Source organism: Streptomyces sp. NPDC054794, assembly GCF_053611585.1.
This window is the reverse complement of record NZ_JBSHAQ010000006.1, coordinates 255,771-279,465: the sequence shown is the minus strand read 5'-3', so window position 1 is coordinate 279,465 and position 23,695 is coordinate 255,771. Positions and strand designations below refer to the sequence as shown.

Annotated in this window: 20 protein-coding genes; 10 read left to right on the top strand and 10 right to left on the bottom strand. The window is 70.3% G+C overall.

Annotated elements, in window-relative coordinates; genetic code table 11:
• Positions 1–85: 85 nt before the first annotated feature.
• Complete coding sequence (locus tag ACWGKT_RS08970) at positions 86–1,513, bottom strand: cation:dicarboxylate symporter family transporter (protein WP_453273054.1); 1,428 nt, start codon at positions 1,511–1,513, stop codon at positions 86–88.
• 117 nt (positions 1,514–1,630) lie between these two features.
• Between ACWGKT_RS08970 and ACWGKT_RS08965 the strand changes: the two genes are divergently transcribed.
• The 6 genes from ACWGKT_RS08965 to ACWGKT_RS08940 all read left to right on the top strand — a co-directional run bounded on the left by ACWGKT_RS08965 (position 1,631) and on the right by ACWGKT_RS08940 (position 8,231).
• The gene (locus ACWGKT_RS08965) at positions 1,631–3,289 is read left to right on the top strand and encodes a sensor histidine kinase (protein WP_453273043.1); all 1,659 of its coding nucleotides are present in this window, start codon (positions 1,631–1,633) and stop codon (positions 3,287–3,289) included.
• Positions 3,286–3,981, top strand: coding sequence for a response regulator (locus ACWGKT_RS08960; RefSeq protein WP_453273042.1), 696 nt, complete (start codon positions 3,286–3,288; stop codon positions 3,979–3,981). Before ACWGKT_RS08965 ends, ACWGKT_RS08960 begins: the two co-directional genes overlap by 4 nt.
• A gap of 175 nt (positions 3,982–4,156) precedes the next feature.
• Positions 4,157–5,539: an extracellular solute-binding protein gene (locus ACWGKT_RS08955; protein ID WP_453273041.1), complete on the top strand. Its 1,383-nt coding sequence runs from the start codon at positions 4,157–4,159 to the stop codon at positions 5,537–5,539.
• A gap of 14 nt (positions 5,540–5,553) precedes the next feature.
• The gene (locus ACWGKT_RS08950) at positions 5,554–6,489 is read left to right on the top strand and encodes a carbohydrate ABC transporter permease (protein WP_453273053.1); all 936 of its coding nucleotides are present in this window, start codon (positions 5,554–5,556) and stop codon (positions 6,487–6,489) included.
• Positions 6,490–6,497: 8 nt separating this feature from the next.
• Positions 6,498–7,325 (top strand): carbohydrate ABC transporter permease, encoded by an 828-nt coding sequence (locus ACWGKT_RS08945; protein WP_453273040.1) that lies wholly within the window; start codon positions 6,498–6,500, stop codon positions 7,323–7,325.
• Positions 7,326–7,601: 276 nt separating this feature from the next.
• A complete protein-coding gene (locus ACWGKT_RS08940; protein ID WP_453273039.1) occupies positions 7,602–8,231 on the top strand; it encodes an XRE family transcriptional regulator in 630 nt (209 codons plus the stop codon).
• Between the two features lie 9 nt (positions 8,232–8,240).
• Here ACWGKT_RS08940 and ACWGKT_RS08935 read toward each other — a convergent pair whose 3' ends face one another.
• Positions 8,241–9,266, bottom strand: coding sequence for an ATP-dependent 6-phosphofructokinase (locus tag ACWGKT_RS08935; protein WP_356141933.1), 1,026 nt, complete (start codon positions 9,264–9,266; stop codon positions 8,241–8,243).
• Positions 9,267–9,489: 223 nt separating this feature from the next.
• On the opposite strand from ACWGKT_RS08935, the gene pta reads away from it, so the two are divergent.
• From pta to pyk, 3 genes are all read left to right on the top strand, one after another.
• Positions 9,490–11,598, top strand: a complete 2,109-nt coding sequence (pta, locus tag ACWGKT_RS08930; protein ID WP_453273038.1) for a phosphate acetyltransferase — start codon at positions 9,490–9,492, stop codon at positions 11,596–11,598.
• A 38-nt stretch (positions 11,599–11,636) separates the two neighbouring features.
• Positions 11,637–12,857, top strand: coding sequence for an acetate kinase (locus tag ACWGKT_RS08925; protein WP_453273052.1), 1,221 nt, complete (start codon positions 11,637–11,639; stop codon positions 12,855–12,857).
• Positions 12,858–12,956: 99 nt separating this feature from the next.
• Entirely contained in the window at positions 12,957–14,384 is a 1,428-nt protein-coding gene (gene pyk, locus ACWGKT_RS08920; protein WP_453273037.1) for a pyruvate kinase, read from the top strand.
• A gap of 98 nt (positions 14,385–14,482) precedes the next feature.
• Here pyk and ACWGKT_RS08915 read toward each other — a convergent pair whose 3' ends face one another.
• The 4 genes from ACWGKT_RS08915 to ACWGKT_RS08900 form a co-directional block, all read right to left on the bottom strand.
• On the bottom strand, positions 14,483–15,841 hold the full coding sequence (locus ACWGKT_RS08915; protein WP_453273036.1) for a hypothetical protein: 1,359 nt from the start codon (positions 15,839–15,841) through the stop codon (positions 14,483–14,485).
• Complete coding sequence (locus ACWGKT_RS08910; protein ID WP_453273035.1) at positions 15,831–16,388, bottom strand: DUF6114 domain-containing protein; 558 nt, start codon at positions 16,386–16,388, stop codon at positions 15,831–15,833. Before ACWGKT_RS08910 ends, ACWGKT_RS08915 begins: the two co-directional genes overlap by 11 nt.
• A 115-nt stretch (positions 16,389–16,503) precedes the next feature.
• The gene (locus ACWGKT_RS08905) at positions 16,504–17,139 is read right to left on the bottom strand and encodes a DUF6230 family protein (RefSeq protein ID WP_356141941.1); all 636 of its coding nucleotides are present in this window, start codon (positions 17,137–17,139) and stop codon (positions 16,504–16,506) included.
• A gap of 660 nt (positions 17,140–17,799) precedes the next feature.
• Positions 17,800–18,771, bottom strand: a complete 972-nt coding sequence (locus ACWGKT_RS08900; protein ID WP_356141943.1) for a tetratricopeptide repeat protein — start codon at positions 18,769–18,771, stop codon at positions 17,800–17,802.
• A gap of 207 nt (positions 18,772–18,978) precedes the next feature.
• Between ACWGKT_RS08900 and ACWGKT_RS08895 the strand changes: the two genes are divergently transcribed.
• Positions 18,979–19,605, top strand: a complete 627-nt coding sequence (locus tag ACWGKT_RS08895) for a TetR/AcrR family transcriptional regulator (protein ID WP_356141945.1) — start codon at positions 18,979–18,981, stop codon at positions 19,603–19,605.
• A gap of 73 nt (positions 19,606–19,678) precedes the next feature.
• Here ACWGKT_RS08895 and ACWGKT_RS08890 read toward each other — a convergent pair whose 3' ends face one another.
• The 4 genes from ACWGKT_RS08890 to ACWGKT_RS08875 form a co-directional block, all read right to left on the bottom strand.
• Positions 19,679–21,379 carry an acyl-CoA mutase large subunit family protein gene (locus ACWGKT_RS08890; protein ID WP_453273034.1) on the bottom strand — a complete coding sequence of 567 codons (1,701 nt, stop codon included), beginning with the start codon at positions 21,377–21,379 and terminating at the stop codon, positions 19,679–19,681.
• A gap of 75 nt (positions 21,380–21,454) precedes the next feature.
• The gene (locus tag ACWGKT_RS08885) at positions 21,455–21,793 is read right to left on the bottom strand and encodes a DUF3817 domain-containing protein (RefSeq protein ID WP_235457975.1); all 339 of its coding nucleotides are present in this window, start codon (positions 21,791–21,793) and stop codon (positions 21,455–21,457) included.
• Between the two features lie 43 nt (positions 21,794–21,836).
• Positions 21,837–22,346: a MarR family winged helix-turn-helix transcriptional regulator gene (locus ACWGKT_RS08880; protein WP_453273033.1), complete on the bottom strand. Its 510-nt coding sequence runs from the start codon at positions 22,344–22,346 to the stop codon at positions 21,837–21,839.
• Between the two features lie 21 nt (positions 22,347–22,367).
• Complete coding sequence (locus ACWGKT_RS08875) at positions 22,368–23,627, bottom strand: MFS transporter (protein ID WP_453273032.1); 1,260 nt, start codon at positions 23,625–23,627, stop codon at positions 22,368–22,370.
• Positions 23,628–23,695 lie beyond the last annotated feature (68 nt).

Below are 23,695 nucleotides of genomic sequence, written 5' to 3'. Positions count from 1 at the left end.
GGCCGAGTCACGGCGGGAGTCTCGGCCGCCCGGCGGTCGGGGAAGCCCGGTTCGGGCGGGGCCGGGCGCCGGCGAAGGCCGGGGGTCAGGCCTTGGCCAGTTCCTTCTCGGTGTCGCCGTCCCCGTGCTGCTCCTGCAGTCCGGCGGACCCGGTCGCCCGGTCCTCGTCCAGCAGGGTCGTCTCGTCGAACGGCAGCTCGCCGGCCAGCACCTGCCGCACCCGGTCCTTGTCGATCTCCTTCGTCCAGGTGCCGACCAGGACGGTGGCGACGGAGTTGCCCGCGAAGTTCGTCAGGGCGCGGGCCTCGCTCATGAACCGGTCGATGCCGACGATCAGACCGACGCCGTCGACCAGCGCGGGCTTGTGCGACTGGAGACCGCCGGCCAGCGTCGCCAGACCGGCGCCGCTGACGCCCGCCGCGCCCTTGGAGGCGAGCAACAGGAAGAGCAGCAGCGGAATCTGCTCCCCGATGGACATCGGCGTACCGAGCGCGTCGGCGATGTAGAGGGACGCCATGGTCATGTAGATCATGGTGCCGTCGAGGTTGAAGGAGTAACCGGTCGGGACGGTGATGCCGACGACCGCCTTGCTGACACCCAGGTGCTCCATCTTCGCGATGAGCCGCGGCAGCGCCGACTCGGAGGAGGAGGTGGACAGGATCAGCAGGAACTCCCGGCCCAGGTACTTGAACAGCGAGAGGATGTTCAGCCCGGAGACCACGCGCAGCAGCGCGGCCAGCACGATGAAGACGAACAGGAAGCAGGTCACGTAGAAGCCGAGCATCAGCACGGCGAGGCTCTTGAGCGCGTCGAGGCCCGCCGAACCGACCACGGCGGCGATGGCGCCGAAGGCACCGATCGGCGCGGCCCACATCACCATGGCGAGGATGCGGAAGACGAGCCGCTGGAGGTGCTCGACACCGCGCAGCACCGGCCGGCCCGCCTCACCCATCGCCTGCAGCGCGAACCCGGCGAGCAGCGCCACCAGCAGGGTCTGCAGCACCTGTCCCTCGGTGAAGGCGGAGACGAAGGTCACCGGGATGATCGACAGCACGAAGTCGACGGGCGGCAGCGCGTCGCTGGACACCTGGTCGTGCCCGGTCTGCTTGAGCGCGTCGGTGAGGTGCAGCCCGTCGCCCGGGTGCAGGACGTTGCCGACGACGAGCCCGATGGCGAGCGCGACCAGCGACATCACGAGGAAGTAGCCGAGCGCGATACCGCCGACGGCACCGACCTTGGCGGCCTTGCGCACCGAGCCGATGCCGAGCACGATCGTGCAGAAGATGATCGGCGAGATCATCATCTTGATCAGGTTCACGAAGCCGGTACCGAGGGGCTTGAGCTCGACCCCGAGGTCGGGCCAGATGAGCCCCACGGCGATGCCGAGCGCCACCGCGGCGATGACGGCGATGTACAGGTAATGGGTGCGGTCCCGCTTCACGGCGGGTGCGGCAGGTGCCGTATCGGGGGAACTGGCGGCCACGGCTGCCCTCCTTGACGTCTTCGTCGGCATCACCGGCGTGCGGCTCACGTCCGGGAGTGGGGGATGCCGCGACTATCTCCCGCTCTGTGAGGCCGGTCACCCTTCCGTTCATTTAGTTCACGCTCGACCCGGAGGCAGACTGACGTCATGCGCATCCCCGCCGTCCCGAAACCCCGCAGCCTGGCCGGCCAGCTCTTCGCCATGCAGGCCGTGCTGCTGGCGGTCGTCGTGGCCGGGTACGCGCTGTTCACCTACGTCAGCGACCGCAGCCAGGCCGAGGAGGCGGCGGGCCGCCAGGCCATGGCGGTGGCCCGCTCGGTCGCGGACGCCCCCTCCGTACGGGACGCGATCCGCACCCCCTCCCCCTCGGCGCGCCTGCAGCCGTACGCGCTGAAGGTCATGCGCGACACCGGCGTCGACTTCGTCACGATCATGGATCCGCAGGGCATCCGCTGGACCCACCCCGACAAGAACCAGATAGGCAAGCGGTTCCTGGGCCACATAGGCAGGGCCCAGCGGGGCGGGCACTTCACCGAGACGTACACGGGCACGCTCGGCCCGTCCGTCCGCGCGGTGACCCCCGTGTGGGACGGCGGCCGGGTCGTGGGCCTGGTGAGCGCGGGCATCAAGGTGGAGGCGATCAGCCAGCGGGTGGAGGGCCAGGTGACGGCCCTCGTCGGGGTGGCCGCCGGCACGCTCGTCCTGGGCGCGGTCGCCACGTACGTCATCAACGCCCGGCTGCGCCGCCACACCCACGGCATGAACGCGGCCGAGCTCAGCCGGATGCACGACTACCACCAGGCGGCGCTGCACGCCGTGCGCGAGGGGCTGCTGATGCTGGACGGGCAGTTCCGGGTGGCGCTGATCAACGACGGGGGCCGGGAGTTGCTCGGGGTGGCGTCCGAGGAGGACGTGGTGGGGCAGTCGGTGGCCGGGCTCGGTCTGCCGGCGCCGCTCACCGGGGCGTTGCTGGCCTCGGAGCCGAGGGTGGACGAGGTGCATCTGACGGCGGACCGGGTGCTGGTGGTGAACACCTCGCCGGTGTCGGGCGGTGAGCGCCGCGGCACGGTGGTGACCCTCCGGGACGTGACCGAACTCCAGTCCCTGATGGGCGAGCTGGACTCGGAGCGCGGCTTCACCCAGGCGCTGCGCTCGCAGGCCCACGAGGCCGCGAACCGCCTGCACACGGTGGTCTCCCTGATCGAGCTGGGCCGGGCCCAGGAGGCGGTGGAGTTCGCGACGGCGGAGCTGGAGCTGGCGCAGGCGCTGACGGACCAGGTGGTCGCGGCGGTGAGCGAGCCGGTGCTCGCGGCGCTGCTGCTGGGCAAGACGGCGCAGGCGAACGAGCGGGGCGTGGAGTTGGTGGTCTCCGCGGACAGCCGCCTGGACGACGGCCTGCTCCCGGCCACCCTGCCGGCCCGGGACCTGGTGACCATCCTCGGCAACCTGATCGACAACGCGGTGGACGCGGCGCAGGGCGGTGTGACGGCGCGGGTGACGGTGACCGCGCACGCCGACGACGCGCGGGCTCTGGTCCTGCGTGTGTCCGACACGGGCGCGGGTGTGGATCCGGCCCATGCCGAGCTGGTATTCCAGCGGGGGTTCTCGACGAAGCCCGCCGGGCCGGATGGGCGAGGACTCGGCCTGGCGCTGGTCCGGCAGGCGGTGACCCGGCACGAGGGCAGGCTGACGGTGGCGGAGGCCGAGGAGGGCGGTGCGGTGTTCGAGGTGCGGTTGCCCCTGGGCCGGGCCGCCGGTCCGGCCCAGGCGGCCGGACCGGGCGCCGTGACGAGAGGTGACGTATGACGGGCGGGCAGCCGATTCGGGTACTCGTGGTCGAGGACGACCCGGTCGCCGCCGACGCGCACGTGATGTACGTGGGCCGGGTGCCGGGGTTCGTGGCGGTCGGCAAGGCGCACACCGGGGCACAGGCGCGGCGGCTGCTGGACCGCACGCCGGTGGATCTCCTGCTGCTGGATCTGCACCTGCCGGACGTGCACGGGCTGCAGTTCGCGCGGTCCCTGCGGGCGGCCGGTCATCACGCGGACGTGATAGCGGTGACCTCGGCGCGGGATCTCGCCGTGGTGCGGGAGGGCGTCTCGCTCGGCGTCGTGCAGTACGTCCTGAAGCCCTTCACCTTCGCCACGCTGCGCGACCGGCTCGTCCGCTACGCCGAGTTCCGCGCGGCGGTCGGCGAGGCGAGCGGCCAGGACGAGGTCGACCGCGCCCTGGCGACCCTGCGCGCCCCCTCCCCCGCGGCCCTCCCCAAAGGCCTGAGCGCCCCCACCCTGGAACGCGTCACGGCAGCCTTGCGCGAGGCCGAGGAGGGCCTCACCGCGGCCGGCGTCGCCGAGACGGTGGGCATCTCCCGCATCACGGCCCGCCGCTACCTGGAACACCTGGTGGCGGCGGGGAGAGCGGAACGGACTCCGGTGTACGGGCAGGTGGGGAGGCCCGAGTTGGTCTATCGGTGGGTGCGGGGGGCTTCGGGGCGGTGAGGGCGGCGGCGGTACCTCGGCGGCAATTCCCGCCCCGGCAGGGGTACTTGCGCACCGGGTCGTGGACACGGCCCCGCCCCGATCCGCCGCAGACTCATTGACCTGACTAGACCACTCCTCTTACGTTCACACGGCAGCCATCCCCACGCCACATCGAAGTGAGCCGCAGGAGGTCATGCCCGTGCGCCCCACCGCCGCCCTCGTCACCGTCCTCGCCGCCGCCCTCGCCGCAACGTCCCTCACCGCCTGCGGATCCGGATCCGGCAGTGACCCCGACACGCTCAAGGTCTCGTTCAAGCAGTCGACGGACAACTCCATCAAGGTGATGGACACCTATCTCGCCGACATCAAGAGGCAGTTCGAGAAGAAGTACCCGGGCAAGAAGGTCGACCTGGTCCCCATCAAGGCCCCGGACTCGGAGTACTACACCAAGCTCCAGCAGATGCTCCGCTCCCCCAAGACCGCCCCGGACCTGGTCTACGAGGACACCTTCCTCATCAACTCCGACATCACGAGCGGGTACTTGAAGCCCCTGGACGCCTATCTCGCCAAGTGGCCGGACTGGAACCAGTTCATCGACACGGCGAAGGACGCGGCCAAGGGCCAGGACGGGAAGACGTACGGCGTTCCCGACGGAACCGACACCCGCGGCCTGTGGTTCGACCGGCGGGTGTTCCGGCAGGCCGGGCTGCCCGCCGACTGGCAGCCGAGGACCTGGGACGACGTCCTCGCCGCCGCCCGGACCATCAAGCGCAAGGTGCCCGGCGTCGTCCCCCTCAACGTCTACACCGGCAAACCCGCCGGCGAGGCCGCCACCATGCAGGGCTTCGAGATGCTCCTCTACGGCACCGAGGACACCGACGGCGGCACCACGGACCCCCTGTACGACAGCGCGAGCAAGAAGTGGATCGCCGGGAGCCAGGGCTTCAAGGACGCCCTCGCCTTCGTGGAGACCGTCTACAAGGAGAAGCTCGGGCCCGACGTCTCCGACGCCCTCGACCCCAACTTCGGCACCACCGTGCGGGGCGAGCTCCTGCCCCAGGGCAAACTCGGCATCGACCTCGACGGCTCCTGGCTCCCGCAGGACTGGCTCCCGGGCAGCGGCCACGCCTGGGCCGACTGGTCGAAGCAGCTCGGTCTCGCCCACATGCCCACCCAGCACGGCCAGGCTCCCGGCAAGGTGAGCATGTCCGGCGGCTGGACCTGGGCCGTCCCGGCCAAGGCGGCCAACCCCGGCCTCGCCTTCGACTTCATCAAGACGATGCAGACGAAGGCGAACGCGCAGAAGTGGTATGTCGCCAACTCGGGGATCGCGGTCCGAAAGGACGTCGCCGCCGATCCGTCGTACGCCTCCGCCCAGCCCGGCATCAAGTTCTTCACCGACCTCGTCGCCAGCACGCACTACCGGCCCGCCTACCCCGCCTATCCCAAGGTCTCCACCGCCATCCAGCAGGCCATGGAAGGCGTGACGACCGGCGACGCCTCGGTCGGCAAGGCCGCGCGCGGGTACGACGAGGCGCTCCAGCAGGCGACCGACAACCACGTGGTCCACAAGTGACCCGCCGGGCTCCCGTGACCGGCCGGGCCCCGGTGAAAGGCGGGGCCCCCGTGCCCGGCCGGGCCCCGGGGACCGGCCGGGCCGGCCGGATCGCCGGGCGCGTCCTCACCCGCGCCCTCCCGCTCGGCCCGGCCGTCGCCCTGCTGCTCCTCTTCCTCGCCGGCCCCATCGCCTACTGCGCCTACATCGCCTTCACCGACCTCCAGCTCACCGGCCAGGCCCACGCCTCGTTCGTAGGTTTCGACAACTTCCGTACGGCGTTCGGGGACGACGCGTTCCTCAACGCCGTCTGGCTGACCCTCGTCTTCACGGTCCTGTCGTCGCTCGTCGGACAGAACACCCTGGGTCTGGCCCTGGCCTCGCTCATGCGGCGGGCGTCGAAGCCGGTCCGCACGCTGACGGGCGGGATCGTCATCACGGCGTGGGTGCTGCCGGAGGTCGTCGCCGGCTTTCTCCTGTACGCCTTCTTCCGGCGGGAGGGCACCCTCAACGCCATCCTCGACGGGCTCCATCTGCCCACCCAGAACTGGCTGTTCACGCTCCCGATCCTGGCGGTCTCGTTCGCCAACGTCTGGCGCGGCACGGCCTTCTCCATGCTCGTCTACTCCGCGGCGCTCGACGAGATTCCCCAGGAGATCACGGAGGCCGCCGAGGTGGACGGCGCCGGCGGCTGGCGGCGCACGTGGCACATCACCCTGCCGATGATCCGCCGCTCCATCGGCACCAACCTCATGCTCAACACCCTGCAGACGCTCTCAGTCTTCGGGCTGATCTGGGTGATGACCCGGGGCGGGCCGGGCGACCGGAGCCAGACCCTGCCCCTGTTCATGTACGAGCAGGCCTTCCAGAAGAGCATGATCGGGTACGGGACGGCGGTCGCCCTGCTGCTGCTCCTCGTCGGGTCCCTGTTCTCCCTGGTGTACCTGCGCCTGCTGCGGACGGAGGTGTGAGGCGACCGATGCCCCGCGCACACCGCTCCCGCCGCCTCGCCGCCGACGCGGGACTGCTCCTCGCCGCCGGCGCCTTCGCGCTCCCCCTCGCCTGGGTCGTGCTGTCCGCCCTCGACCCGCACGCGGACCTGCGGGTGAAGGCGCCGGACGGGCTCACCCTCGGCAACTTCGACGCGATCCTCACCCCGGACATCACGCTCACGCCCCTGCGCAACAGCCTGATCCTGTGCGGCGGCGCCACCGCGCTGACCGTCGTCTGCGCCGCCCTCGCCGCCTACCCGCTCTCCCGCTTCCGGTCCCGGCTCAACCGGCCGTTCCTGCTCACCATCCTGTTCGCGACCAGCCTGCCCATCACGGCGATCATGGTCCCGGTGTACGCCCTGTTCGTCCGCGTGAACCTCATCGACACGTTGCAGGGCACGATCCTGTTCTTCGCCGCCTCCCAACTCCCCTTCGCCATCTGGCTCATGAAGAACTTCATGGACGGGGTGCCGAAGGAACTCGAAGAGGCCGCCTGGACGGACGGCGCGTCCTCGCTCCAGTCGCTGGTCCGGATCGTGCTGCCGCTGATGGGACCGGGCGTCGCCGTCGTCACCGTCTTCTCGTTCGTGATGATGTGGGGCAACTTCTTCGTCCCGTTCATGCTGCTGCTGACCCCGGATCAGCTGCCCGCCTCGGTCAGCATCAACGAGTTCTTCGGCAACCGGGGCATGGTGGCGTACGGGCAGCTCGCCGCGTTCTCGGTCGTCTACTCGACCCCGGTGATCCTGCTGTACGTACTGGTCGCCCGCCGGCTCGGCGGCGGCTTCGCACTCGGCGGCGCGGTCAAGGGGTGATCTTGGCGGCGGCCCGGATCCGGCACCGGGCCGCCGCCGGACGCGCATGGGCCTCTTGCCGTACGCGCATTGGCCACTCACCGTACGCCCCGCACCACGCCGCGTAGTACGTTCCTACAATCCGTGATTGTGGCCGAACAGCCCGTAGTCAGCCGGTCGCCCTGGCCCTACCTTGTGCCCGTGCGCCGACCCCAAGCCCGACCGAACCAGCCCGTATCGCCGCCTACCCCACCGTTCAACGCCCCCGCCGCCCGCAAACTCCGTGCCGCTCTCGGCATGGAACCCGAGCACGTCGCCTACGGATTGCGTGCCTCGTACGGGCTGCCGTACGTCACCCCTGATCTCGTCGTCGCCTGGGAGCGCGGTATCACCGTTCCCAGCAGCCCGGAACTGACCGCCCTCGCCGGGGTGTTGTGGTGTGCTCCGCGCGAACTCATCGGACGGCCCCGGAGCCTGCGCGAGCACCGCGTCGCCCGCGGCCTCGCGCCCGAGGACGTGGCACTGACCGTGGGCCTCGAACTCCTCGCGTATCTGCGGATGGAGGAGAACGACGAGTGGCGCGGCACCGAGCGGCAGTCCGCCGCCCTCGCCGAACTGCTCGAACTGTCCCTGCGGGACTTCGTGACCGTCACGGGCCGTGACGGGAAGCTGTCCGACCTGCTGCGCAGCGCGGTCGTCACGCGCTGGCAGGCCTACGTCCGGCCGGTGGGCCGCATGGTGTCGCTGGACCGGCGCCTGGTGGAGGTCACCCTGCAGGAGCTGCACCAGGACTACCGGGGGAAGATGATGGCCTCGCTGACCTGGGGCGGCACCGGTTCGGCGGAGGATGCGAGCGACAACGGCCGCGACTTCCTCGACCGGATCCTGGACCACTTCTGGTCGCGGGTGGAGGCGAGCACGGCGTAGCGAAGCGGTCTAGAAGACCGACTCCGTCTCGTCCATCCGGTCCTTCGGCACGGTCTTCAGCTCGGTGACGGCCTGCGCCAGCGGCACCATCACGATGTCGGTCCCGCGCAGCGCCGTCATGTTGCCGAACTCGCCCCGGTGCGCGGCCTCCACCGCGTGCCAGCCGAAGCGCGTGGCGAGCACCCGGTCGTACGCGGTCGGCGTGCCGCCGCGCTGGACGTGGCCGAGGATGACCGGCTTGGCCTCCTTGCCGAGCCGCTTCTCCAGCTCGTACGCCAGTGCCGTACCGATGCCCTGGAAGCGCTCGTGACCGAACTGGTCGATCTCGCCCTTGCTGTAGTCCATGGTGCCCTCGGCGGGGTGGGCGCCCTCGGCGACGCAGATGACGGCGAACTTCTTGCCGCGGGAGAACCGCTCCTCGACCATCTTGACCAGGTCGGCCGGGTCGAAGGGCCGCTCGGGCAGGCAGATGCCGTGGGCGCCGCCGGCCATGCCGGACTCCAGGGCGATCCAGCCCGCGTGACGGCCCATGACCTCGACGACCATGACCCGCTGGTGGGACTCGGCGGTGGTCTTCAGGCGGTCCATGGCCTCCGTCGCGACGCCGACCGCGGTGTCGAAGCCGAAGGTGCGGTCCGTGGAGGAGATGTCGTTGTCGATGGTCTTCGGGACGCCGACGACCGGCAGCCCGGCGTCGGAGAGCATGCGGGCCGCCGTCAGCGTGCCCTCGCCGCCGATCGGGATCAGCGCGTCGATGCCGAACTCGCCGACCATGTCGGTGGCCCGCTCGCAGGCCTCGCGCAGCCGGTCGCGCTCCAGGCGCGAGGAGCCGAGGATGGTGCCGCCGCGGGCCAGGATGCCGCTGACCGCCTCCAGGTCGAGGGCGCGGTAGTGGCCGTCGAGCAGGCCCCGGTAGCCGTCGTCGAAGCCGATGACCTCGTCGTCGTACGCGGTCACCGCCCGGTGCACGACCGACCGGATCACGGCGTTCAGGCCGGGGCAGTCGCCGCCTGCGGTGAGAACTCCGATGCGCATCGTGCTGTGTCTCCTGGTCGCTGTCGATACCGGTGAGCCAGTCCGATTGTTTCATGCTCCGAAGACGGGTGCCGCTGCGGTCCTGACGGGCGCCTTAACCGTGCGCGGGGGTATTGTCAAGAGGGTTCCGCTCACCTTGGTGGGCGATTTTTGTACGTGTACGTGGACGACCGCACCTCGCACACAGACGGAACATCGGACACAGACGGAACGGAGACCACGCGTGACGCGCAGTGTGTACGTGACCGGGATCGACCGCGGCGACGGCCGCCAGGTCGTCGAGCTGGGAGTGATGGAGCTCCTGACCCGGCAGGTCGACCGGGTGGGCGTGTTCCGGCCCCTCGTCCACCACAATCCCGACCGGCTGTTCGAACTCCTGCGTGCCCGCTACCGGCTGTCCCAGGATCCGGCGACCGTGCACGGCATGGACTACTACGAGGCGTCCGCCCTGCAGGCCGAGCGCGGGACGGACGAGCTGGTGTCCACGCTCGTCGACCGGTTCCACCTGGTGGCACGGGACTACGAGGTCGTCCTGGTCCTCGGCACCGACTTCGCCGACACCCAGCTGCCGAACGAGCTGGCCCTCAACGCCCGGCTGGCCAACGAGTTCGGCGCGGCCGTGATCCCGGTAGTCGGCGGCCGGGGGCAGACCGCCGAGGCCGTGCGCGCCGAGACCCGCAACGCCTACCGCGCCTACGAAGTCCTCGGCTGCGACGTGCTGGCCATGGTCGCCAACCGGGTGGAGCGCGAGGACCGGGACGAGATCGCCGAGCGGCTCGCCTCCCGGCTGCCGGTGCCCTGTTACGTGCTGCCGGACGAGCCCGCGCTGTCCGCCCCGACGGTCGCCCAGATATCCCAGGCCCTGGACGCCACAGTGCTGCTCGGCGACGACTCGGGGCTGGCCCGGGACGCGCTCGACTTCGTCTTCGGCGGCGCCATGCTGCCGCACTTCCTGGCCGCCCTGACCCCTGGCTGCCTGGTCGTGACCCCGGGCGACCGCGCCGACCTGGTCGTCGGCTCGCTCGCCGCGCACAGCGCCGGCACCCCGCCGATAGCCGGTCTGCTGCTCACCCTGGGTGAGCGGCCCACCGACGAGATCCTCACCCTCGCCGCGCGCCTCGCGCCGGGCACCCCGGTGCTGTCCGTGCCCGGCAACAGCTTTCCGACGGCCGAGCGGCTGGTCCCCCTGGAGGGCAAGCTCACCGCGGCCACCCCGCGCAAGGCGGAGACCGCGATCGGCCTCTTCGAGCGGTACATCGACACCGGCGAGCTGCTGAAACAGGTCTCCGCGCCGAGCAGCGACCGGGTCACCCCGATGATGTTCGAGCACCAGCTCCTGGAGCAGGCCCGCGCCGACCGGAAGCGGGTCGTGCTGCCGGAGGGCACCGAGGAGCGCGTGCTGCACGCCGCGGAGGTGCTGCTGCGCCGGGACGTGTGCGACCTGACCCTGCTCGGGCCCGTCGACCGGATCCGCAAGAAGGCCGCCGACCTCGGCATCGACCTCGGCGACACCCAGCTGATCGACCCGGCCGTCTCCGAGCTGCGCGACTCCTTCGCCGAGAAGTACGCCGGCTACCGCGCCCACCGGGGCGTGACGGTCGAGCTGGCCTACGACGTGGTCTCCGACGTCAACTACTTCGGCACGCTGATGGTCCAGGAGGGCCTGGCCGACGGCATGGTGTCCGGGTCCGTGCACTCCACGGCCGCCACCATCCGGCCCGCCTTCGAGATCATCAAGACCCGGCCGGACTCCTCGATCGTCTCCTCGGTCTTCTTCATGTGCCTCGCCGACAAGGTGCTGGTCTACGGCGACTGCGCGGTCAACCCGCATCCGGAGGCCGAGCAGCTGGCCGACATCGCCATCCAGTCCGCCGCCACCGCGCAGCGGTTCGGTGTGGAGCCGCGGATCGCGATGCTGTCGTACTCCACCGGCACGTCCGGCTCCGGCGCCGACGTGGACAAGGTGCGCGAGGCCACCGAGCTGGCCCGCGAGCGCCGGCCCGACCTGAAGATCGAGGGGCCGATCCAGTACGACGCGGCCGTGGAGCCGAGCGTCGCGGCCACCAAGCTGCCCGGTTCCGAGGTCGCGGGGCAGGCCAGCGTGCTGATCTTCCCCGACCTCAACACCGGCAACAACACCTACAAGGCGGTGCAGCGCTCGGCCGGCGCCATCGCGGTCGGCCCGGTGCTGCAGGGGCTGCGCAAGCCGGTCAACGACCTGTCCCGGGGCGCACTCGTCCAGGACATCGTCAACACCGTCGCCATCACGGCGATCCAGGCCCAGATCCCCGCCCAGTCCGCGTCCCCCACCGAGAAGGCGACCGCCCAGTGACCGCCCGCCCGTCTCCCACCACCGCCCTGACCGACGAGCTGCGCTCGGCCCCCCTTGCCACGCGCGTCCTCGTCCTCAACTCCGGCTCCTCGTCGGTGAAGTACCAGCTGCTGGACATGCGCGACCACAGCCGTCTGGCCGTCGGCCTGGTGGAACGCATCGGCGAGCAGACGTCCCGGCTGAAGCACACCTGTCCGACCTCGGGCCGCACCCGTGAGGTGGACGGGCCGATCGCCGACCACGACGGGGCCCTCAAGGCCGTCGGCGACGAGCTCAACGCGGACGGTCTCGGCCTGGACTCCCCGGAGCTCGCCGCGATCGGGCACCGGGTGGTGCACGGTGGGATGTTCTTCACCGAGCCGACCGTCGTCGACGACTCCGTGCTCGCCGAGATCGAACGGCTGATCCCGGTGGCGCCGCTGCACAACCCCGCCAACCTCACCGGCATCCGCACCGCGCGGGCGCTGCGCCCCGACCTGCCGCAGGTCGCCGTCTTCGACACGGCGTTCCACACGACCATGCCGGAGTCCGCGGCCCGCTACGCGATCGACCCGAAGGTCGCGGACCGGTACCGGGTGCGGCGCTACGGCTTCCACGGCACCTCGCACGCGTACGTCTCCCGGGCCACCGCCGAACTGCTCGGCAAGGCGCCCCAGGAGGTCAACGTGATCGTGCTGCACCTGGGCAACGGGGCCTCGGCCGCGGCGATCCGGGGCGGCCGGTGCGTGGACACGTCCATGGGGCTCACCCCGCTGGAGGGACTCGTGATGGGGACCCGCTCCGGCGATCTGGATCCTGCCGTCATCTTCCATTTGCAACGGGTTGGCGGAATGTCCATGGACGAGATCGACACTCTTCTCAACAAGGGAAGCGGTCTGTTCGGCCTGTGCGGCGACAACGACATGCGCGAGATCGGCCGCCGCATCGACGAGGGTGACGAAGCGGCGCGATTGGCCTTCGACATCTACATTCACCGCCTGAAGAAGTACATCGGCGCCTATTACGCGGTGCTCGGCCGGGTGGACGCGGTCGTCTTCACAGCGGGAGTCGGGGAAAACGCGAGTCCCGTGCGAGAAGCTGCCCTGGCAGGCCTGGAGGAGCTGGGCCTGGCGGTGGACGCCGGGCTGAACGCCGTACGCGGCGATCGGCCGCGGTTGATCTCGCCCGAGAACGCGCGGGTGGCCGTCGCGGTGGTGCCGACCGACGAGGAACTGGAGATCGCCACGCAGACCTACGCACTGGTCGGAAAGAACAGTTGAGCAATACACAGCAGTAACACGCCTGAGCGCATGTCCGCCCATTTGTATCTTCCACCAGACGGAATATTCCGTAGCGAAACAAACCGATAGGATCGCCCCATGCGCCGTTCGAAAATCGTCTGCACTCTCGGCCCCGCGGTCGACTCCCACGAGATGCTCGTCTCCATGATCGAGGCCGGCATGAACGTGGCCCGGTTCAATTTCAGCCACGGCACCCACGCCGAGCACCAGGCGCGGTACGACCGCGTCCGGGCCGCGTCCAAGGAGACGGGCCGTGCCATCGGTGTCCTCGCCGACCTACAGGGCCCGAAGATCCGTCTGGAGACCTTCGCCGAGGGTCCGGTCGAGCTGGAGCGGGGTGACGAGTTCGTCATCACGACCGAGGACGTGCCGGGCGACAAGCACGTCTGCGGCACGACCTACAAGGGCCTGCCCGGTGACGTGTCGCGCGGCGACCAGATCCTGATCAACGACGGCAACGTCGAACTGAAGGTCCTGGACGTCGAGGGCCCGCGGGTGCGGTCGATCGTCATCGAGGGCGGTGTCGTCTCCGACCACAAGGGCATCAACCTGCCCGGCGCGGCCGTCAACGTGCCCGCGCTGAGCGAGAAGGACATCGAGGACCTCCGGTTCGCGCTGCGCATGGGCTGCGACATGGTCGCCCTGTCCTTCGTGCGGGACGCCAAGGACGTCGCCGACGTCCACAAGGTGATGGACGAGGAGGGCCGCCGCGTTCCGGTCATCGCCAAGGTGGAGAAGCCGCAGGCGGTGGAGAACATGGAGGACGTCGTGATGGCGTTCGACGGTGTGATGGTCGCCCGTGGCGACCTGGCCGTCGAGTACCCGCTCGAACGGGTCCCCATGGTGCAGAAGCGCCTCATCGAGCTGTGCCGGCGCAACGCCAAGCCGGTGATCGTGGCGACCCAGATGATGGAGTCGATGATCACCAACTCCCGCCCGACCCGCGCCGAGGCCTCCGACGTGGCCAACGCGATCCTGGACGGCGCCGACGCGGTCATGCTGTCGGCCGAGTCGAGCGTGGGCGCGTACCCGATCGAGACCGTCAAGACGATGTCGAAGATCGTCCAGGCGGCCGAGGAGGAGCTGCTCTCCAAGGGCCTGCAGCCCCTGGTCCCGGGCAAGAAGCCGCGCACGCAGGGTGGTTCGGTCGCCCGTGCCGCCTGCGAGATCGCGGACTTCCTGGGCGGCAAGGGTCTGATCGCCTTCACCAAGTCCGGTGACACCGCCCGCCGGCTGTGCCGCTACCGCGCCGCCCAGCCGATCCTGGCCTTCACCACGGACGAGGGCACCCGCAACCAGCTGACGCTCAGCTGGGGCGTGGAGTCGCATGTCGTCCCGTTCGTGAACAGCACCGACGAGATGGTCGACCTGGTGGACCAGGAGGTCATCCGGCTCAACCGCTTCGACGCGGGCGACACCCTCATCATCACCGCCGGCTCGCCCCCCGGCGTCCCCGGCACCACCAACATGGTCCGTGTCCACCACCTCGGCGGCGAGACCAGGTAGACAGCCCCCTGACGGGCCTTGTACGGCACTGAGGGCGCCCCCTGCGACAGGGGGCGCCCTCAGTGTTGTGCGGCTCCCGAACGGGCTTGTGGGATCGCTCAGTCGGTCGTGTACACGTGCATGCCGGGCACGTGCAGGGACCCGCCGAACTGGGCGGCCTGCGTCACCTTCACGTTGGTGAAGTAGATCAGCGGGATGTTGAGCGGCGGCGGGCTGTCCGGGCTGAACGTCACCGGGATCAGGCCGAACAGGTTGCCGGAGATGCTCTGGGTGTACATCACCGTGTCGCCGTCGCGGATGGTGGACGTCGAGCCCTTGGCGGCCTGCACGTGGTACGTCTTGCCGGACTGCTTGTCGTTCACCGTCTGGTGCAGGTCACCGATGTCGGTACCGCCGGAGATGACGTACTTCAGCACCTTCTTCTTGGTGCCGTTGGCCGTCTTCACCTCGACGATGCCCTGGTAGTCGGCGCCCTTCAGCAGCAGCGAGCTGGCGTTCAGGTACCAGGGGTCGTCCGCCACCGGCACCTTGTTGTCGACGCCGCTCTCGTCGTCGGTGGCCACCGGGCAGTTGTCGGCGGACGTGCTGGAGCTCGCCGACGGGGTGGGCGTGGGCGCCTGGGTCGCGTCCTGGACCGCCTTGGTGGTGTCCGTGGCCGCCTTGGTCGCCGCGTCGGTGGTGTCCTTCACGGTGTCCGTGACCGTCTTGGTGGTCTGGTCGACCGTGTCCTTGACGGTGTCGGTGGCGCTGCCCTTGCCGTCGGACGACGCGGACGACGCCGGGGCGGACGAGTCGGACGTGGAGGTCGCCGACGGCGTCGGGCTCGCGCTCGGGGTCGAGCCGGAGTCCTTGCTGCCCCCGGTGAGGATGTCACCGATCGTGTCGCCGATGGTGTCGAGGAGGTTCCCGCCACTGCTCTGCGACGCCGACGGGGCCGGCGTGGCCGCGGCACCGCCACCGGAGCCCGCGGTGTCCGAGCCCGAGCCGGAGCCCGCGCCGGAGTCCGAGGAGCCGGACGTCGCGGTCGGCGTCGGCGTGGCCTTGTCGCCGGAACCTGAATCCGACGAAGAGGTCTTGCCGGACGTCGAGTCCTGCGCGGTGGCCGTCGCCGTGGGGGTCGGCGTGGCCTCGGGGGTCGACTCGCTCGCCGAGGCGGACGGCGACGGCGAGGCCGAGGCGTCCTTGGCCCCGTCCAGCGCGGTGACGCAGTCCTTGTACTCGTCGGCCGTCAGGCTCTTCGACGACGGCGGTGTGGTGCCGTTGTCGGCGAGGGCCAGCGTGGACGTGAACCCCATGCCCATGAGCACCGCGGTGGGCATCGCCACCGAGGCGATGGCCTTGCCGGCCGGCATGTGGAACCTGGTGAAGAGCGGCTTCTTGGGTGCCGCATGCCGCGGCCCGGTTCTCACACGGGACTCGTCCACATCAGTCCCGTGGGTCACCTCGTCAGCCGGCACTGTGCCTCCCGTTCGCCCCGTTCGCCGGGCTCGTTCCTGACAGGTCGTTCAACTCGCTCGTCTTGTCCACACCCTGGCCCGGCGACGGCACGGCCTCGGGGGCACCGCCCTCGCCCGGCGCGGACTCCTGCACCGCCTGCGGCTCCGGCGGCGCGCCCGGCGCCCAGGCCACGGCCATCGCGCCGCCGACCATCGCCAGCAGGAAGCCCATGACGAAGCCGCCGAAGTTGGACACGGGGAGGGACACCAGCGCCAGCAGGATCGCCGCGACACCCGCGAAGGTGCGCACGTGCTTCTGATACCAGAGGCTGAAGCCGAGGACGAAGAGCAGCACGCCGATGATCAGGGATCCGGCTCCCGCGGTGGTCGCCATCGCCAGCGTCAGATGACCGAGCTGGAGGTGGAAGTACGGGAAGTAGATGATCGGAAAGCCGCTGAGCAGGACGAACAGCCCGGCCCAGAACGGACGGGTGCCCCGCCAGGCGCGGAACTGCTGCCTCCGGCGGGTGAACTGGCCGGAAACGGCGGCAGGGGTCTCGGCGCTCATGAAACAGCTCCCTGGTGCGGCGTTGCTGTGGTGGTGATGTGTGCCGCGCGTGAAGACGCGGCCGGAGTAGGGACGGGCGGGGGCGCCAGAGGCCCCCCCGCCCGTCATCGAGTGCTTAGTAGCACTCCTTGGCACCCGTAGCCAGCGACATGTGAAGGCCGCTGAGCTTGAAGGTTCCCGCCGTGGTCGCCCACGCCGTCTGCTTCACGTCGGTCAGCGTGGCCGAGTCGGCCTGCTGGGCGAAACCGTACGGGTTCGCCTGCTCGCCGCCACCCTTCATACCCGGACCCTTGGCGGCATCCTTGGCAGCCACACCGATGTCGATGTTGTTGAACACCGCGTCGGCCTGAAGGTCGGCAACGTCGATGTAGATGTTGTCGGCCTCGACCGGCTTGTCGCCGCCGCCCGCCTTCAGGATGAGGCTGACAGACCCGAAGATCGGGACGTCCGGGGTGACCACGGACTGGCACAGGTTGGTGATCTGGGCCGACTTGAAGGCCGAGACGGCGACGGGGTGAGCCGTCTTCTTGCCGTCCATCGTGTAGCCGGAGTCGATCGCTCCGTACTGCGCGAAGCCCTTGCCCTCCAGCTTGTCGGCCGAGACCTTGAAGGACTGACCCGACACGCTGAACGACGCCGCGAGAGCGCCCTGCGCGAGGGCGACACCTATACACGCCGTGGCGGCCACGCTGGGCACCATGACCACAGCGAACCGCTTCCATCTGGTCCCGCCACGCACCTGGGACTCCATATTTCCTCCTTCTCGGACGTACATCTCCTGGCCCTGACTAGCCCCCAATACGGCGGCTCAGCCGGGCAGGGATGGGAGAAGTGCTACGTCCTCGGAAGGGGAGCGCCTGCACTCGGCGGCGCGTACCGCGCCCGAATCACCGGCGATCACCCCCGAGCGACAACCACTGGTCGCGCCTGACACGCATCACGCACAACCCTGCTGGACAGGCTTCGCCGTGAGGCGAAGACCCCCCTGCCCTAGAACCGGCGCCACTGCCGCCGGCCCTGCTCGGTGGGGACCCAGATTCACCCGCTGGCCCGACCGGCTGTCGGGGTACGGGTAAGGGACCGAGCGTCGCCGATCGTGGTGCATTCTTGCCGCCCGCACAAGGGGGTTCGTTACTCACTAGTAACGGCCGGATAACCGAAGAACGACCCGCTGGTCTCGGAAGGCGACGCAGGGTGGCATCAGAGGGCAGAACAAAGCCGTTGATCCCTGGACAGAACCAGACAGACCAACGGCCTCGATTTACTCCGAGTAACAGCGGCCGCGATTACCAAGATTTGGTAAAGCGCGGCCGCTCTGACGCCTCGTCGGCAAACCTTTCACTCGGGCATCACATTGCGTGGCGTTTAGCAACTGGTCAGAACGGGGCCGCCACCCCGCTCGCAAACCCGGTCAGAACAACGCACGCGCGAGCGCCCGACGCGCCCCGATCACCCGCGGATCGTCGGGCCCGACCACCTCGAAGAGCTCCAGCAGCCGACGCCGTACGGCATCCCGGTCGTCACCCACCGTGCGCTGCACGGTCTCGATGAGCCGTCCGAACGCGTCCTCGACGTGCCCACCGACCAGGTCCAGATCGGCGGCCGCGATCTGCGCCGCCACGTCCGCCGGGCGCTCCGCCGCTTCCTTGCGCACCTGCTGCGGGTCCATGCCCTGCACCCGCTGGAGCAACTCGGCCTGCGCGAGGCCCAGCTGGGCCTCGGTGTTGCCGGGGTCGTCGTTCAGCACGTTCTTGTACGCCTGGACGGCACCGCCCAGGTCACCCGCGTCCAGCGCCTGGACGGCGGCTTCGAGCAGGGCGTCGTACGGCCCGGCGGGCATCGGGGCCGGGGCGGCACCGCCCGGCTCCGCGTCCGGGTCGACGGTCAGGCCGGTCAGCCCGAAGCGCTGCTCGGCGACCTGGATCAACTGGTCGAGGGTCTGCCGGATCTGGTCGTCGGCAGCGGCCCCCTGGAAGAGCGGCAGCGCCTGCCCGGCGACGACGGCGAACACAGCGGGGATCCCCTGTACCCCGAACTGCTGCATCAGCATCTGGTTGGCGTCGACGTCGATCTTGGCGAGCAGGAAGCGACCGGAGTACTCGACGGCGAGTCGCTCCAGGACGGGGCTCAGCTGCTTGCAGGGCTGGCACCACTCGGCCCAGAAGTCGATGACGACGGGCACTTCGGCGGAGCGCTGCAGGACGTCGCGTTCGAAGGAGGCCTCGTCGACGTCGATGACGAGATCGGCCGGGGAGACGGCGCCGGCCCCACCCTGACGGGCTGCCTCGGCGCGCGCCTGCTCCGCCTTGGCCTTGGCCTCCTGGGCCGCCTTCACCGCGGCGAGGTCGACGACGCCGCTCATGGACATGTTCCGTGGCTGCATGCGTCTATCCTCCCCCGTTCCCGCGCGTGTGTGAAAAACGGTGTGAAAGCGTCGGGTCCCCACCCACGCCAAGTGGTCGTCGCCCGTGTGCGTCCGTCACGAGCTTTCGCTACGAGTCGTAGCGTAATGGCAGGGGAGGTCCGCGCGACACCACACCCCGGTGATCTGCCTCACGGATTCACAGGAACGGCCGGTTATCGTCATGGGATGCAGAGCCGCACCCCCGCCAACCGCCCCGGACGCCCGCGCAACGCCGCCGCGGACACCGCGATCTTGGCCGCGACGCGGGAGGCGCTGGTGGAACTCGGCTGGTCCAAGCTCACCCTGGGAGACGTGGCCACGCGCGCCGGGGTTGCGAAAACGACGCTTTATCGCCGCTGGGCCGGCAAGAACGAACTGGTCGTCGACGCGGTCGCCGAGCTCTTCGACGAACTGGAACTCCCCGACCGCGGCAGCCTCGCCGCCGACATCGAGGGCGTGGTCCTCCAGTTCGCGGCCATCCTGGCCCGCCCGGAGGCCAAGAGCGGCCTGATGGCCGTGGTGGCGGAGTCGACCCGGGACGACGCCCTGCGCGAACGCATCCGCGAGTCCATCGTGGACCGGCAGAAGTGCCTGGTCCTGGAGGGGCGCGCACGGGCCCAGCGGCGCGGCGAACTGCCCCCGGAGGCCGCACCGGAGGACGCCGAGCGCACGGTGGACCTGATCTTCGACATGGTGGCGGGTGCGGTGGTCCACCGCACCCTGGTGAGCGCGGAGCCGGCGGACGCGGACTGGGTGCACGGCTTCACCCGCGTACTCCTACTGGGCCTGGCGGGAGCGGCGCAGCCGGCCTAGGGCCTGCGCCTGCGCCGCTCCCGGCGGCTCACGTGGTGGTGGCTCACGTGGTGGTGGCTCACGTGGTGGTGGCTCAGAAGCCCGCGGGCTCCGTGTACACCCCCCACTCGTCCCGCAGCACCCCGCAGATCTCGCCCAGGGTCGCCTCGGCCCGTACGGCGTCGAGCATCGGCTCGATCATGTTGGAGCCGTCGCGCGCGGCGGCGAGCATCGCGTCCAGGGCCGTGCGCACGCGCGCCTCGTCGCGGGCGGACTTGCGGGAGCCGAGCTCGCGCACCTGCTCCCGCTCGACCTCGTGGCTGACCCGCAGGATCTCCAGGTCGCCGGTGACGGAGCCGGTGTTGACGTTGACGCCGACGACCCGCTTGTCCCCCTTCTCCAGGGACTGCTGGTAGCGGAACGCGGACTCGGCGATCTCGCCCGTGAACCAGCCGTCCTCGATGCCACGCAGGATGCCGGAGGTGACCGGACCGATCGGGTGCCGCCCGTCCGGGTGGGCGCGCAGGCCCCGCTCCTTGATCTGGTCGAAGATCTTCTCGGCGTCCGCCTCGATCCGGTCCGTCAGCTGCTCGACGTACCAGGAACCGCCCAGCGGGTCGGCCACGTTGGCGACGCCGGTCTCCTCCATCAGCACCTGCTGGGTGCGCAGTGCGATCTCGGCGGCCTGCTCGCTGGGCAACGCCAGCGTCTCGTCGAGGGCGTTGGTGTGCAGCGAGTTCGTCCCGCCGAGCACCGCGGCCAGCGCCTCCACGGCCGTGCGCACCACGTTGTTGTACGGCTGCTGCGCGGTCAGCGAGACACCGGCGGTCTGCGTGTGGAACCGCAGCCACTGGGCCTTCTCGCTCCGCGCGCCGTACACGTCCCGCATCCAGCGGGCCCAGATCCGGCGTGCCGCGCGGAACTTGGCGATCTCCTCGAAGAAGTCGACGTGGGCGTCGAAGAAGAACGACAGGCCAGGCGCGAAGACGTCCACGTCCAAGCCGCGCGAGAGGCCCAGCTCCACGTACCCGAAGCCGTCCGCGAGCGTGTACGCCAGCTCCTGGGCGGCCGTCGCCCCGGCCTCGCGGATGTGGTAGCCGGAGACGGACAGCGGCTTGTAGGCGGGGATACCCTTCGCGCAGTACTCCATCAGGTCGCCGATCAACCGCAGATGGGGCTCGGGCTGGAAGAGCCACTCCTTCTGGGCGATGTACTCCTTGAAGATGTCCGTCTGCAGCGTGCCGTTGAGCACCGACGGGTCGACGCCCTGCCGCTCGGCCGCGACCAGGTACATGCAGAAGACGGGCACGGCCGGGCCGCTGATCGTCATGGAGGTCGTCACGTCGCCCAGCGGGATGTCCTTGAACAGGACCTCCATGTCGGCCGCCGAGTCGATCGCCACACCGCAGTGCCCGACCTCGCCCAGCGAGCGCGGGTCGTCGGAGTCGCGTCCCATGAGCGTCGGCATGTCGAAGGCCACGGACAGGCCGCCGCCGCCCGCCGCCAGGATCATCTTGTAGCGCTCGTTGGTCTGCTCGGCGTTGCCGAAGCCGGCGAACTGGCGGATGGTCCAGGTGCGCCCGCGGTAGCCGGTCGGATACAGGCCGCGGGTGAAGGGGTACTCGCCGGGCCAGCCGATCCGCTCGAAGCCCTCGTACCTGTCCCCGGCTCGGGGTCCGTACACCGGCTCGACGGGGTCTCCGGAGAGCGTGGTGAAGTCAGCGTCGCGCTTGCGCGCGGCGTCGTAGCGGGCCTGCCAGCGGTGGCGGCCGTCCTCGATGGCGTGAGCGTCCATACCATCGAATTTACTTGGACGTCCTAGTAAATGTCGATGGGAAACCGCCGCGCGATGCTCGCGCGGCGGTGGAGCCTAGGCCTCGGCGACCGCGGGTTCCCGGCCGGCGACCTTGGCGTCCAGTTCGTGGCTGATCCTGCGCTCCACGAAAAAGGCGGCCGTCGGGATGGTCCCCGCCAGCAGTACCCACAGCTGCTTGCCGACCGGCCACTTCGCCTTGGAGCCCAGGTCAAAGGCGAAGACCAGGTACAGGACGTACAGCCAGCCGTGCGCGATGGCGACGACGCGGGTGAAGTCGGCGGCGCCGTCGACGTCGAGGCCGTACTTGGCGATCATGCTGAGGCACAGCAGGACCAGCAGCACACCTGTGACGTAGGCCATGACCCGGTAGCGGGTCAGCACGCTCTTTTTCATGGCGAAGAGCGTAACCGCCCGTTCCGGGAGATCCCGCCCCGGGTCACTCCTCGTCGAAGTCGTGTGCCGCGACCCGCAGCGGCCGCAGCATCGCGAAGATCTCCCCGCACTCCTCCGCGTCGTACACCCCGAGCCCGAAGTCCATCGACATCAGGTCGCGGGTGGCCGCCTCGACCACCTCGCGGCCCTTCTCCGTGATGACGGCGAGCGTGCCGCGCCCGTCGTTGGGGTTGGGCCGCTTGGCCACCAGCCCCGACCGCACCAGCCGGTCCACCGTGTTGGTCACGGAGGTGGGGTGCACCATGAGCCGCTCACCGATCTTGGACATCGGCAGCTCGCCGGCCTTGGAGAAGGTGAGCAGCACCAGCGCCTCGTACCGCGCGAACGTCAGTCCGTACGGCTTCACCACCGCGTCGACCTCGCCGAGCAGGATCTGGTGCGCCCGCATGATCGAGGTGATCGCGGCCATCGAGGGCACGCTTCCCCAGCGCCGCTTCCAGAGCTCGTCGGCACGGGCGATGGGGTCGAAGGGAAGACTGAGAGGCTTCGGCACGCCACCGACCCTACCGGCCGGTCATATCCGGTTCAGCTCTGTCTCGGCTTTCGGTCCGCTCCACCGAGCGCCCCGCCGCACGGCCACCGCCGTCGCACCGCAGCAGAGCACGCCGAGCGCCCCGGCACCGGCGACGGTGGCGGTCACGCCGAACGCCTCGGCGGCCACCCCGGCCAGCGCCATGCCCACGCCCTGGACCGTCATCAGCCCCGCGCTGAGCACGGTCATCACCCGCCCGCGCAGCTCCTCCGGTACGGCCCGCACGAGCCACTGGTCCAGGCCCAGCGTGTACGCCGATCCGGCGCCGGAGAGCGCCAGGAGGAGCAGCGAGGTGAGCAGGCCGGGGTGCAGGACGTAGCCGAGGTAGGGCAGGAGCGTGAGGCAGACCAGCGGGAGGGCGATCCGCTCCCGGGCCGCGGGTCCCAGCCGCGCGCCCGCCCACACCTCGCCGGCGACGGTCCCGACGGGCAGCGCGCACATCAGCAGCCCGAGGCCGGTGGAGCCTGCGCCGAGCTCGTCGGCGTACGGGGCGGCCAGCGCCTCCGGTGTGACGGAGAACATCGCCGGCATCCAGAACAGGAGCAGCAGGAGGCGGACCCGCCGGTCGGCGAGCACGGTCCGGGCGCCCCTGGACGCACCCGGACCGCCACCCGCCCCGGCCCGGGCGGGCCGGCGCCGGGTGCCGAGGCGCAGCAGCGCGGCCGAGGCCAGGAAGGTGCCCACGGTGATCAGCAGCGTGTGCCGGGGCGCGACGGCGGTGAGCAGCAGCCCGCCGAGCCCGTACCCGACCAGCAGCGTGCTCTGCGCGACGATCCGCAGCAGGGAGCGGCCCAGCACGAACAGCTCGCCGTCGCCGAGGATGTCGGCGAGGGTCGCCATCCGGGTCCCGGAGAACACCGGCGCGACGACGGCGACGCAGCAGCGCAGCACGAGCAGGGCGCCGAAGCCCGCGCCCGGCACCACCATCAGCGCCACGCACCCCGCGCACACCAGGTCGCACAGCACCAGCACCCGCCGGGCCGGGAAGCGGTCGGCGACGCCGGCCAGCAGGGTGCCGCCGACCACGTACGGCAGGAAGCCGGCCGCGAACACGAGCGCGCTCATCAGCGGCGAACCGGTGAGGTCGTAGACCAGTACGGACAGCGCGATCTCGCTGACGATCACGCCGAGCATGGACAGCGTGTGGGCGACGAAGACGGCCCGGAACTCGCGCACGGCGAAGACCCGGCCGTAGCCGGCGGGCCGTGGGCGCGCCGACGGGGCCTGTTGCACGGATGACATGCACGGCAGCGTGGCCCGCCCGGGTGTCGGCGCCGTAGAGATTCGGCGTGCGCCGAATCATAGCCACG